Consider the following 12,804-nt stretch of genomic DNA (forward strand, 5'->3'; position numbering starts at 1 on the left):
GAGGCCGAGGCCATGCTGCTCAAATTTGCGCTTCGCAGGCTGCTTGGCGCCGTGCCGCTGCTGCTCCTAATTTCGGTCGCCGTGTTCGCGCTGGCCAAGCAGATGCCGGGGGACGGTCTTGGCGGAGGCCTGAATCCGGGGTACAAAGATCCCGGTTATGCCGCGGAAATGAGGGATAAGCTGGGATACAGCGACCCCCTGCCAATCCAGTATTGGCGCTGGTTAAAGGCGGCAGCTGCAGGGGACTTAGGGCAATCCTTCCTGTATAAAATGCCGGTAAGTGAACTCATCGGCCAGCGCCTGCCCGCAACGCTGCTGCTGACCGTGCTGTCGCTTCTCATTACTTATGGAAGCGCTATGGTATTCGGAATGATTGCCGGACGCAATCCGGGAGGATGGAGGGACCGGTTAATCCTGACGGCCAGCTATATTACCTATGCGGTCCCGACCTTCATTGCGGCGATCTTTGCGATTTATCTGTTTGCGGTTGTGCTCGGCTGGGTGCCCCTTGGCGGCTCGGTTACGGCTGCCGCTTCAGGGGGAGCATGGTCATCGCTGGGAGACCGGGCGGTTCATGCCCTGCTTCCCGCGGCCGTGCTCGGCCTGTTCAATACCGCGGCGTATACGCAATTTTTGCGGGGAGAAATCATCGAGAACAGCGGCAAAAATTATGTGCGCACGGCCATGGCCAAAGGCATATCCCGATCCACGGTCTATAACCGGCATATTCTGCGCAATTCGCTACTTCCGCTCGTTACCTTCCTGGGATTGGATATTGGAGGCCTGCTCGGAGGCTCGGTCGTCATCGAGAATTTGTTCTCCTATCCGGGGATCGGATCGCTGTTTGCGGCTGCGGTGGCGGGCCGGGATTATGCGGTGATGATGGCAGTAACGCTGATGACAGCGTTCATGATTGTTGCCGGGAATATCGTGGCGGACGTGCTGTACGGTCTGCTCGATCCCCGCATACGCGCGGGTTACGACGGAGGAAGAAAATGAAGCCAAACCATGCGCCTGCTTCCCGGATCCATGTCGCTGTCCGTCAATTTGCAGCAAGTCGTCCAGCCGCCTTTGCCCTGCTGTTTCTTACAGCGGTAATTACATTTTGTCTCCTTGCTCCCTGGCTTACGGACTATGATCCGGTGAAGATCAGCCTGCGGAACCTGAATAGGCCTCCAAACGCCGAGCACTGGCTGGGCACCGACAATGGAGGCAGGGATGTGCTGTCCCGGCTGTTATACGGAGGCCGGACGACGCTATGGATAAGCCTTTGCGTATCCGCTATGACAGCCGGTGCAGGGACTGCGATAGGAGTACTGGCCGGTTATTTCGGTCGGACGGCGGATTCGCTGCTGATGCGTGCGGCCGATGTCGTGCTGTCTTTTCCCTTTTTGATCATCGTCATTGTCGTCAAGAGCATCTATCCGGACGGCGGCATTCCCTCGCTGATCTGGACGGCTGGGCTGCTGGGCTGGGGAGGATTTGCACGGATCATCAGGGCCAAGACGCTCGCCGTTAAGGAATATGAATATATACTGGCCGCGCGCTCACTGGGAGCCGGGCCGCTGCGCATATTGACGCGCCATCTGCTGCCGGGTCTGTCGGGACTATTGATCTTGAATCTGATGTGGACGTTCGCGGCCATGATCGGAGTCGAAGCGAGTCTAAGCTTCCTGGGGTTCGGCGTGCCGGCCGGTCAGCCAAGCTGGGGGAATATGATGGCGGATGCTCTCTCTCCGGAGGTCATCAGAGACCGATGGTGGTTATGGCTTCCGGCTTCTCTGCTGATTACCGGGGTAATTCTTTCGATTCATTTGATTAGCGAGGGAATCAAGAAGGCATTCCTGGTCCAAGAGAAATATTGAGCATTTTAGGAATTTTTTGTGAAAATGAAGCCAAAACGCAGCTTCGTTCGTCTTATAGGTATGGAGGATGACGATATGAAGCGACGGAGCATTTTGGGGGCGGCAGCCGCCGCCTTGACGATTATAGTGCTGCTTGCAGCAATCGAGAACGGAACGCTCGTCATGAAGCCGCATATCAGGTCAAAAGCGGCGGTTCTGATGGATCTTGAAACCGGGAAGCTTTGGATGGATGTCAACGGTGAAGCCGCCTTGTGCCCGGCCGGCATGTCGAAGATGATGACGCAGATGATCGTGCTCGACCGCCTGGCTGCGGGGGTGCTTCATTGGAGCGATAAGGTACCGGTCAGCGCCCGTGCCGGAACGGCGGAAGGGACGACGCTGAATATGCAGGCCGGCGAAGTATATACGGTAAAAGAGCTGTATCAGGGAATTACCGTCTATTCGGCCAATGATGCGGCGGTGGCGCTTGCTGAGCATATTGCAGGCTCGGAAAGCGCATTTGTCTCTATAATGAACGCAAAGGCCAAGGCGCTCGGACTTTCGGGGGAGACCGTCTTTGCCAATGCAACGGGGATTTCGCCGCCAAGGGCGGAACGGCAGCAGGGCAAGCTCGTCGAGACAAGGATGACAGCCGTAGATGCCGGGAAGCTGGCGGCCGCGCTGATCACTGCGTATCCGGAGGTGCTAGAGACCTCCAGCCTGACCCAAATGAAGCTGCAGAGCAAGGGGCTGTACGTCAGCAATACGAATCTGATGCTTCCGGGAATAGGCGGGGCTTACGCTTACACGGGAACGGACGGACTAAAGACAGGATACGACGAACGGACGGGTTACAGCTTTGCGGGAACGGCCCAGCGCGGAGGGCATCGTGTCATTGCCGTCATAATGGGCGCGGACTCCCAGGAGGAGCGATTCAAGGAGACGGCCGAGCTGTTCGACTACGCGTTTTATATGGAGCTTCCGCCGGTCCGAAGATTCAAATACTTGCTGGGACGCCTTGGCGGCGCCTTCGGCTAAGAAAGCATTCTGCCGCTTTTGGAGAGCGGTGGAATGCTTTTTTAACCAAATGTGTCGTTTTTTGTTGTTTCTTTTTCCCTTCATAGTGATTACAATAGTGTTATTGTTTATTTAGGTAGAATCTGCGCCGAAAGGAGGAAGACCAGCTAGGGGCGCCGGCATAGAGCTTGTCTCTGCTCTGCAGAACCAATCCATGACCGCTCCGGTCATTCCAAATAAAGCAATCGAGATTATCGTCTACTCTATAATAAAAGAAGGAATCGATATGAAAAAAAAGTGGAAAAAAAGATATATTGCTCTTATCCTGCTTCTGATCATTGCAGCCGGAGGAGTTTTGCTTCGCAAGCCGCTGACGGTTCTGGCTTTTGATTTGTTCCTGTCGGACAAGGTCGAGACTACGCTTCAGCAGAAGTCCTATCAGCCGCTTGCAAGCGAAGACAAGACCGTCAAGCCTGAGCCGATCTCTTATAAGAGCGATCCTTTCTCCGTTATGCTGCTAGGCACCGACCAGCGCAAGACGGAAACGGCCCGTTCGGACACGATGATTTATGCGGTGGTCCGTCCCGAGGATTACAAGGTGCTGCTCATCTCCATTCCCCGCGACACGTATACGGAGATTATCGGCCATGACGGCAACAAGAAGGATAAGATTACGCACGCTTACGCTTTCGGCGGCCAGCAAATGGCCAAGGATACGCTGGAGGAGCTGCTGGGGCATGATATTCAATATTATGCTACGATCAACTTCCAGGGGCTGAAGGATACCGTCGATGCTTTGGGCGGCCTGCCGCTGCCGATCAAAAAGACGATCCAGAACAAAGGCAAGGACCATGAGAAATTTACGATTGTGGGCGGAAAGCCTTTGTATAACGGCGAGGAATCGCTGAACTATGTGCGCTACCGCGAAGACAGTGATTTTAACCGCACGAAGCGACAGCAGGTCTTCCTGGATGTGCTCGCAAACAAAATGCTGTCCCTGAACCAAATCGGCAACGTGACAGAGCTGCTTAACATTATGGGCGAAAATTTCAAGACTGATATGCCGCCTGCCATGATTACCGGTTTGGCTAAGAAGTTTCTGGGCGGCAAGGAAGCCGATATTTCCAGCTTCACCGTTATGGGCGAGGGCACACGTATCGGCGGCGTGTATTATGATGTAATAAATGATGAGGATCTGAATAAAGCGAAGTCGATGATCGACAACTGGATGAATGCCGCAACGCCGGTAGACCAGCTGATCGAGCCGGGAAAAGCGGGCGACGCGCTGGAAGCGAAGGCGACGTCCGCCGCCCAATAGAGCCTTTTGCGATTCAAACAACTTTCTTATAAATCACCCGCAAGCAGCAGCCCTGGTGAAAAGTTACCGGCTGCTGCTTGTTGTTCCTATGGTATACTGTTGTTGGAACTGCGGTTAAGGCTTTTGCGTATCAATTAAAGCGGACCCCATCCGAGAGAGACAAGGGGAAAGCCGTTATTCCTTGGGGACTTTGAGGAGGACCTAGAAGATGAATATTGCGTTTTTCCTGCTTCCGAAGCAGGAGGTTGCTTGCGTTACGCTGGATTCCACCCTGCGTCAGACGCTTGAACGAATGGAATACCACCGGTATACAGCTGTTCCGATCCTGAACAAAAATGGCGAATACGCCGGTACCGTAACGGAAGGAGACCTGCTCTGGTACATGAAAGAATCGGAGGGAAAGGTCACCTTCGAAAATTCGTCGAGATTTCTGCTGAAGGATGTTCCGCTGCGGATGAACAACAAGCCGGTATCCATCGATGCGGACATGGAAGATCTGATTAATCTGGTCAAAGTACAAAATTTTGTGCCGGTTGTGGACGACATGAACAAGTTCATCGGCATTGTCCGGCGGAGCCAAATTATTGAGTATTGTGAAAAGTTCGTATCCCGAAAATCGCTAGAATCCTTGTAAGCGCCGAACAAATTCCGAGCAAGGCTATCGGCAGGGAAGCAGCCTGTATTTCCGACATAGGGGGATGCGGGCTTTTTTTGCCCCAGGTCCGGGCCAAGAGGGTGTCGTGATGCGGAAAGTCATTTGTGCTATAATGGAGAATAAAGCTTTTTCCCGGAGGTAGATAGACGTGTCCAACATGCCGAAGGATTTGGATGTAGCCAAGAGGGCCAAGGTCATCGAGTGGCTGAAGACCGAAGTCATCGATCAGGTTTCCCGATTGTTCAAAGCATTATGGGAAGGCAGCACCGGGAGGGTAAGCGACAGCTTGGCCAGCTTGATTATGAGCTCTTATATTCTGGGTCGCAGGCTCGGCATATCGTACCGCGATCTGGATGAGGTGCTTCAGGAGAAGCTGAGAAAGCACCGGCAAGAAGGCCATCAGCTGGAAGATTGGTATCAGGATATATCGGCGTTAGAAGAACATATGCGTAAGAGGTGAACATTGTTGAAATATCGCTGGACATCCGCGGTCTGGAGTGTGGTTTATCTGCTCCTGCTGCTATCCCTGTCAACTCCTTTTCTCATTATCACGACACTGTTTGTAATTATCCCGGCTGTCCTGCTGTTCACCACGCTGAATACAAGGCAGTTTATACTTTCGATTGTGCCCGTATGGCTGATATTGGGGCTGATTAGCCCGCTGTATATATGGATTGCCGCCTACCTGATTGTTCCCGCACTCGTTATGGGACGATGGTACAAGAAAAAGGCTCCGGCTTCTACGGTGATTGTTGCAGGCACCATTACGCTCCTCGGGGAATTTCTGCTGCTGCTCCTTTTGGGCAAAACCTTGTTCCAGTTCGATCTCTATAATTACGTATATGACGTGCTGAACGAGATGCGCACGATGGCCCTGTCCCCGATGCAGGAATTCGGTATGGGCGGCATACTTGGGGGAAGCCCTGAGGACATCGGCAATAACAGTCGCGCATTCATTCAGGTCATTCCTATGGCGTTGATTGTATCTTCTTTCCTGATTACAGTGATCACTCACTCTATCGTCCGGCCGATTCTGAACAGTATGGGATACGCCGTACCGAAGCTTAAACCTGCCCGCGATTGGAGAATACCCAAGTCGTTTATTTGGTACTATTTGATCGCCGCCGTGATTCAGCTGTTCTTTTTAAAGTCGGATAACAGCCTTCTGGTCATGATTACGGCCAACCTAGTGCCGCTGCTGCGGATATGCTTTATCATCCAGACGATCGGGTTCTTCTTCTTTCTCGCTCATGAGCGGAATTGGAACAGAACCATTCCGGTTATACTTGCGGTATTGGCCATTATGGTGCCGCCGCTGTGGATTATCGGGATTATCGACCTGGTGGCGCCGCTGCGCGAAATGGTCACCAAATCGAAACGATAGGGTGAGAGCTCATGCCAAAATTTTTGCAAAGACGCTGGCACGGCTATCACACCGTCTGGGCGTTCTTGCTGCTGCTGGTCCTTATTATCATTGTCAGCATATATAACTGGGCGCTTGGTGTTGTCAGCCTGTTTCTGGCCGGAACGCTATGTTTCACCATGCTGAAAGCCGAGCTTTCGTTCCGGCGGAATCTTGTGGAATACATCAACGGTCTCTCTTTCCGCATTAAGCGGGTGGAGGGGGAAGCGCTCGGAACGCTGCCGCTGGGCATTATTCTATACGGCGAGGATCGGTCGGTGGAGTGGAACAACCGCTATGCGGGGGAGATTTTTTCAAGAAAATCGCTGGTGGGCGAGCCGCTGACCGAATTGCTGCCGGACCTCGTACAGACGGCCGCCGGCGGGCCTCCGGTCAAGCGGGAAGCGGGCAAGGAAGGGATTCAGAAGGAAGTTCGCATGGAAATCAGCGTTGACGAACGCTACTATCAGGCGGTTGTTATTCCAAGCGAGCGGCTGCTGTACTTATATGAAATCACCGAGCTAATTGATCTGCGGCAGCGGTATGAGGAAGAGAAGCTCGCGCTTGGCATTCTGCTGATGGATAACCTGGACGAAGCCGCCCAGGGAATGGACGATCAGCAGCGGACATCGCTGATCGCCAAGGTAACGAGCGAAATAACAGAATGGGCGAAGCAGTTCGAGGTATACCTGCGCCGCCTTTCCTCGGAGCGCTATATGATGCTGCTGAATTACCGCAGCCTGCAGGCGCTGGAAGAGAGCCGCTTCGTTATTTTGGATGAGGTGCGGGAAATGACAGCCGATCTCAAGGTGCCGATGACGCTGAGCATCGGCCTAGCGTTCGGCGCGGAGTCTGCGAGCGAGCTCGGGGCCCTGGCCCAGTCCAGTCTGGATATGGCGCTCGGACGAGGCGGCGATCAGGCCGCGGTCAAGGCGGGCCAGCGGCTCTCCTTCTACGGCGGCAAGAGCAACGCGGCGGAGAAGCGAACCCGCGTGCGCGCGCGCGTCATCGCGCATGCCCTCCGCGATCTGATTCAGGAGAGCGACCGGGTCATTATTATGGGGCATCGCAACCCCGATATCGACGCCGTGGGAGCCTCCATCGGGCTGCTCCGTGCGGCCCAGATGTATAACGTAGATGCCGATATCGTGCTCGAAGGGCCGAATCCGTCCATTACGCGCATGCTGGAGCAGCTTCGCAGGGATGAAGAGTTGTACAGCTCGTTCATCAGTACGGAGCAAGCGCTGCAGGTGATGACAGAGCATACGCTGCTGATCGTGGTCGACACACACAAGGCTTCGATGACGATGGAGCCACGGCTTGTTCAATACGCCAGCCGGATTGTCGTCGTTGACCATCACCGGCGGGGCGAGGAGTTTATCAATGAGGCGGTGCTCGTCTATCTGGAGCCGTATGCGTCTTCCACCTGCGAGCTGGTGACGGAGCTTCTCCAGTACATCCATGAGAAGGTCAAGCTCAGCACGCTGGAAGCGACGATGCTGCTTGCCGGTATAACGGTAGACACGAAGCATTTTGCCCTTCATACGGGATCGCGGACGTTTGAGGCCGCAGGTTTCCTGCGGCGGCTGGGCGCCGATACGATTCTGATTCAGCGGATGCTGAAGGAGGATTTGCAGGAGTACATCTCGAAAGCGGAAATTATCAAGCATGCCCGGATGGTGTATGACCATATTGCGCTGGTGGTAACAGCGCCGGGGATGAAAATTCCGCAGCTGCTGATTGCCCAGACGGCCGATACGCTGCTGGGAATGACGAATGTGCTCGCTTCCTTTGTCATTAGCGAGCGCCCGGACGGGCTGATCGGGATCAGCGCCCGCTCGCTTGGAAGAATGAATGTGCAGGTCGTTATGGAGAAGCTGGGCGGCGGCGGACATTTGACGAACGCGGCCGTCCAATTGGAAGGAACAAGCAAGGAAGCAGAGGCCAGACTGCTTGAGGTGCTGGCGGAAATTGAAGCGAAAGAGGGTCTGTTCGAATGAAGGTTATATTCATAAAAGACGTTAAAGGACAGGGCAAGAAGGGGCAGATCAAAGAAGTATCGGAAGGCTACGCGACAAACTTCCTGCTGCCGCGGGGCATGGCCCGTCCGGCTACAGAAGGCAATATGAAGACGCTCGAGAATCAGACGGCTGCAGAAGTGCGCCGCAAGGAGCAGGAGAAAGAGGAAGCGCAGAAGCTTGGAGAGAAGCTGAGTGATCTGTCGCTTACGCTTAAAGCGAAGGCGGGCGAAGGCGGCCGGCTGTTCGGGGCCATCACAAGCAAGCAAATCGCCGAAGCGCTGACGAAGCAGAACGGCATCACCATCGACAAGCGTAAAATTGAGCTGGACGAACCGATCCGTCACTTGGGAACGACGCAGGTTCAGGTGAAATTGCATACGGAAGTCAAGGCCGTGCTGAAGGTTCAGGTAACGGAGGAGTAGTATGGGCGGAGATCTCTTTTTCGATCGGGTTCCCCCGCAGAATCTGGAAGCAGAGCAGGCGGTCATTGGCGCGATCCTGCTGCAGGACGAAGCGCTGATTGCCGCCATGGAGCGGGTGAATACCGAAGACTTTTACGACAAGGCGCATCAAATGATATTTGAGGCGATGATACAGCTCGGAGAAGAGAGCCAGCCGATTGATTTGGTTACGCTGACGGCCAAGCTTCAGGATAAGGGAGAGCTTGAAGATATCGGCGGCGTCAGCTACTTGGCCAAGCTTGCACATGCGGTGCCTACGGCGGCCAATGTCGATTACTACGCGCAGATTATCGAAGAGAAGGCCATGCTGCGCAGGCTCATCCGGACCGCGACGCAGATTGTAAGCGAAGGCTACACCGGCGGCGAGGATGTCGCAGATATGCTGAGCGACGCGGAACGCCGTATTCTCGAAATCTCCAACCGCAGAAGCGGCAGCGGGTTCATCGCCATCCGTGATGTGCTGATGGAAGTGTTCGATCGGGTGGAGATGCTACACCAGACCAAAGGCGGCACGTCCGGCATTCCGTCGGGCTTTGTCGATCTTGACCGGATGACGAACGGTTTTCAGCGCAATGACCTGATTATCGTTGCCGCCCGCCCTTCCGTGGGCAAGACGGCCTTTGCGCTGAACATCGCCCAAAACGTGGCGGTGCGCGCGAAGGAGACGGTCGCGATCTTCAGTCTGGAAATGTCGGCTGCCCAGCTGGTGCAGCGGATGATCTGCGCCGAAGCGAATCTGGATGCGAACATTATGCGTACCGGCGATTTCAAGAGCGACGATGACTGGTCGAAGCTGACGATGGGCATAGCGTCGCTGTCGGAATCGGAGATCTATATCGACGACACGCCTGGCATAACCGTGGCCGATATCCGCGCCAAATGCCGGCGGCTGAAGAAGGAGAAAGGGCTGGGCATGATTGTGATCGACTACCTCCAGCTCATCCAGGGCCGCGGCAAGGGCGGAGAGAACCGCCAGCAGGAGGTATCGGAAATTTCGCGGACACTGAAGCAGATTGCACGGGAACTGGATGTTCCGGTAATCGCGCTGTCCCAGCTCAGCCGGGGCGTCGAGCAGCGTCAGGACAAGCGGCCGATGATGTCGGACCTCCGGGAATCGGGCTCGATCGAGCAGGACGCCGACATCGTCGCGTTCCTGTACCGAGACGATTACTACAATCAAGAAACCGAGAAGAAGAACATTATCGAGATTATTATCGCCAAACAGCGTAACGGTCCTGTCGGCACGGTGGAGCTTGTCTTTTTGAAAAATTTCAACAAGTTCGTCAACTACGAGCGCGCTCACGCCGAACCGTTCGCGGGCTAAGGATAATCATGACAATTTCCGAACGATTGTACATTTATTGGTGCAATCGTTCGTTTTTGTTTGACTTTAAAAAAGACCGCTGGTACACTGATAATTGTGCTTTAGCGGATTAAACCGTCTAAAGCGTCCGTCAGGGCTGCGTACATAACGTATAGTACAGAGCCCTATTAAGAAAAATAATGGTGCTTATGGCAGCACCTACGGAGGAATGAACATGTCAACGGTAGTCGTTGTGGGAACACAATGGGGAGACGAAGGCAAAGGCAAAATCACGGACTTTCTGGCAGAGAGCGCGGATGTGGTCGCCCGCTATCAAGGGGGCAACAATGCCGGCCACACGATTCTGATTGACGGCAAGAAATTCAAGCTCAGCCTGATTCCGTCGGGCGTCTTCTATAAAGAAAAGACCTGTGTCATCGGCAACGGCATGGTGATCAATCCGGCCGCCCTTATTGAAGAAATCAATTATATCCACGAGAACGGATTTGATACGGACAACCTGGTTATCAGCGACCGCGCCCACGTTATTATGCCTTATCACATGGTGCTGGATGCGCTCGAGGAAGATCGCAAGGGCCCGAACAAAATCGGCACGACCCGCAAGGGCATCGGTCCGGCTTATATGGACAAAGCGGCTCGCAACGGCATCCGGATCGCCGATTTGATGGATGCCGAAGAATTCGAGCTCAAGCTGCGTCATTTGATGAATGAGAAGAATCAGGTCATCACCCAAGTATATGGCGGAGAGCCGCTTGATGTGGAAGAGACGTTGAAGCAGTATCTGGAGTATGCGGAAGTACTGCGCCGCTATGTGACGGACACTTCGGTCGTGCTGAACGACGCCATCGATGCGAACACTAAGGTGCTGTTCGAAGGCGCTCAAGGCGTTATGCTCGACATCGACCAAGGAACCTATCCATTCGTAACGTCCTCCAATCCGTCCGCAGGCGGTGTCTGCATCGGCTCCGGCGTAGGGCCTTCGAAGATCAAGCAGGTCATCGGGGTGGCCAAATCGTATACGACGCGTGTCGGCGACGGTCCGTTCCCGACCGAGCTGAACGATGAAATCGGCGATTTGATCCGCGAGACTGGTCATGAATACGGTACGGTTACCGGACGTCCGCGCCGCGTTGGCTGGTTCGACAGCGTCGTTGTCCGCCATGCCCGCCGTGTCAGCGGCCTGACCGGCTTGTCGCTGAATTCGCTGGACGTGCTGAGCGGCCTGAAGACGGTCAAGATCTGTACCGGCTACAAATACCGCGGAGAGGTAATTACCCATTACCCAGCCAGCCTGAAAATGCTGGCCGAGTGCGAAGCGGTCTATGAAGAGCTGCCGGGCTGGGATGAGGATATCACGTCGGCCAAGACGCTGGAAGACCTGCCAGAGAACACACGCAGATATGTAGAGCGCGTGTCCGAGCTGACAGGTATTCCGATTGCGATCTTCTCGGTCGGACGCAACCGCAACCAGACGAACCAAGTCCTTCCAATTTACGAGTAGTAAACGGCAAGACCAAGCGAATGATACGCTTATTCGAGCATCCTGCGTAATGCTGAATGTAAGAACCGCAGAGAGCCTGCTATGGCTTTCTGCGGTTTTTTCGCGTGTGCCGATTTCGCGCAAGACGGCCCGTTTGCTCGGGGGGGCGGCCCCATAACTTCCGCATGAATGAGCCGATGAACGTTTCCCGGCGCCCATATTGGTCAATACTGGAAAGATAGCAGCCCAAAGTTCTGAATGGGATGCAAGCGGGAGACAGAATGCACTCATGTAAGGGAGAGATGGGAATGAAATGGGTTAAACGCGCGCTCGGCGTATGTCTGATTGTCGTCCTGGCCAGCAGTCTGTCCATACTGACAACTGGCGTGATCGTCAACGCATATGTTCAGTCGGTCATGTCCGGGCTCGGCCTTAAGGCCGACCTGCCTGCCCCCGGGTTCGGGGGAATGCTGAGCAGCCTTCTGGGGACAAGCGGAAAGCCAACCTTCAAGGAACCGGCTGCACAGGATAACCGCGCGGCTTCGGTCAATCCTTCGGGCGGGGGCAATCCGACCGGCACTGGGGACACAAAGGAAACGGTTCCGGCGGCGACGACGGACAGCAGCGGAAACGCCGCGGAAGACAAGATGCCGGATAACGCGCTGCCCGTCATGGGCGAGGCAGCTTCGGAGGATCAGAGCGGCACGCAGGACCAGCAGTTGGTCATGACCCCGGAAGCGATGAAGGATTTGAAGGATAATCTGCCCTCTGCGGAAAAAGTGAATATTTTTAACATATTAATGAATAAGGTTCCTCAAGAGGAAATGCAGAAGATTTCCGCCGCCATGGAGGGCGGGCTAACGGAACAGGAAGTGACGGAGATCCAGTCAATTATTTCCAAGTACGTAACCACGGAAGAATATAACAAGCTGATGAAGATCCTGACTCCCGGCACGGGCGGGCAGTAAAGAAACAGACTCCCTATCGCGGAATCCGGGTTAAAACGATTGCCTTTTTCAGGAAAAGACGCTGTTCCAGAGCGCTTGCGGGCGTAGAGGGGACGGCGTTTTTTGCGTGGATATGGATCAGGGTGATCCGCTCAGTATAGTTGAAATGTTTCCGCAGGCTATGGTAAAGTTAACAGGGACCGGAAAAGGTTAATTTTTTGTAACTTTTGCCATGTGATCAAAATTGTATTTTTATTCATTCAGGATATATTGTCGGCAAATATAGATGAATCGGTCATACCATAGATCCGGCTGCTTGGCAGTCCGGGGACCAG

Annotated in this window: 12 protein-coding genes; all 12 read left to right on the forward strand. The window is 54.4% G+C overall.

The window, feature by feature from the left end; genetic code table 11:
• Positions 1 to 15 precede the first annotated feature (15 nt).
• The 12 genes from G5B47_RS06040 to G5B47_RS06095 all read left to right on the forward strand — a co-directional run bounded on the left by G5B47_RS06040 (position 16) and on the right by G5B47_RS06095 (position 12,490).
• A complete protein-coding gene (locus G5B47_RS06040; RefSeq protein WP_165096614.1) occupies positions 16 to 999 on the forward strand; it encodes an ABC transporter permease in 984 nt (327 codons plus the stop codon).
• Positions 996 to 1,865: an ABC transporter permease gene (locus tag G5B47_RS06045; RefSeq protein WP_165095644.1), complete on the forward strand. Its 870-nt coding sequence runs from the start codon at positions 996 to 998 to the stop codon at positions 1,863 to 1,865. The genes G5B47_RS06040 and G5B47_RS06045 overlap by 4 nt, the downstream gene beginning before the upstream one ends.
• 75 nt (positions 1,866 to 1,940) lie before the next feature.
• Positions 1,941 to 2,882: a D-alanyl-D-alanine carboxypeptidase family protein gene (locus tag G5B47_RS06050; RefSeq protein WP_165095647.1), complete on the forward strand. Its 942-nt coding sequence runs from the start codon at positions 1,941 to 1,943 to the stop codon at positions 2,880 to 2,882.
• 265 nt (positions 2,883 to 3,147) lie between these two features.
• On the forward strand, positions 3,148 to 4,179 hold the full coding sequence (locus G5B47_RS06055) for an LCP family protein (protein WP_165095650.1): 1,032 nt from the start codon (positions 3,148 to 3,150) through the stop codon (positions 4,177 to 4,179).
• A 208-nt stretch (positions 4,180 to 4,387) separates the two neighbouring features.
• A complete protein-coding gene (locus G5B47_RS06060; RefSeq protein ID WP_025337138.1) occupies positions 4,388 to 4,813 on the forward strand; it encodes a CBS domain-containing protein in 426 nt (141 codons plus the stop codon).
• Between the two features lie 178 nt (positions 4,814 to 4,991).
• The gene (locus tag G5B47_RS06065) at positions 4,992 to 5,294 is read left to right on the forward strand and encodes a MazG-like family protein (RefSeq protein ID WP_025337137.1); all 303 of its coding nucleotides are present in this window, start codon (positions 4,992 to 4,994) and stop codon (positions 5,292 to 5,294) included.
• Between the two features lie 6 nt (positions 5,295 to 5,300).
• On the forward strand, positions 5,301 to 6,218 hold the full coding sequence (locus G5B47_RS06070) for a DUF2232 domain-containing protein (RefSeq protein WP_165095653.1): 918 nt from the start codon (positions 5,301 to 5,303) through the stop codon (positions 6,216 to 6,218).
• Positions 6,219 to 6,229: 11 nt separating this feature from the next.
• Positions 6,230 to 8,236, forward strand: a complete 2,007-nt coding sequence (locus G5B47_RS06075) for a DHH family phosphoesterase (protein ID WP_165095655.1) — start codon at positions 6,230 to 6,232, stop codon at positions 8,234 to 8,236.
• Positions 8,233 to 8,679, forward strand: coding sequence for a 50S ribosomal protein L9 (gene rplI / locus G5B47_RS06080; protein WP_165095658.1), 447 nt, complete (start codon positions 8,233 to 8,235; stop codon positions 8,677 to 8,679). Before G5B47_RS06075 ends, rplI begins: the two co-directional genes overlap by 4 nt.
• A gap of 1 nt (position 8,680) precedes the next feature.
• The gene (gene dnaB, locus G5B47_RS06085) at positions 8,681 to 10,042 is read left to right on the forward strand and encodes a replicative DNA helicase (protein ID WP_165095661.1); all 1,362 of its coding nucleotides are present in this window, start codon (positions 8,681 to 8,683) and stop codon (positions 10,040 to 10,042) included.
• A gap of 214 nt (positions 10,043 to 10,256) precedes the next feature.
• Positions 10,257 to 11,543 carry an adenylosuccinate synthase gene (locus tag G5B47_RS06090; protein ID WP_165095664.1) on the forward strand — a complete coding sequence of 429 codons (1,287 nt, stop codon included), beginning with the start codon at positions 10,257 to 10,259 and terminating at the stop codon, positions 11,541 to 11,543.
• Between the two features lie 287 nt (positions 11,544 to 11,830).
• Positions 11,831 to 12,490 carry a hypothetical protein gene (locus tag G5B47_RS06095; protein WP_165095666.1) on the forward strand — a complete coding sequence of 220 codons (660 nt, stop codon included), beginning with the start codon at positions 11,831 to 11,833 and terminating at the stop codon, positions 12,488 to 12,490.
• Positions 12,491 to 12,804: the final 314 nt, after the last annotated feature.

The sequence above is a fragment of the Paenibacillus apii genome, assembly GCF_011043685.1.
GTDB classification, from domain to species: Bacteria; Bacillota; Bacilli; order Paenibacillales; family Paenibacillaceae; genus Paenibacillus_AQ; species Paenibacillus_AQ sabinae.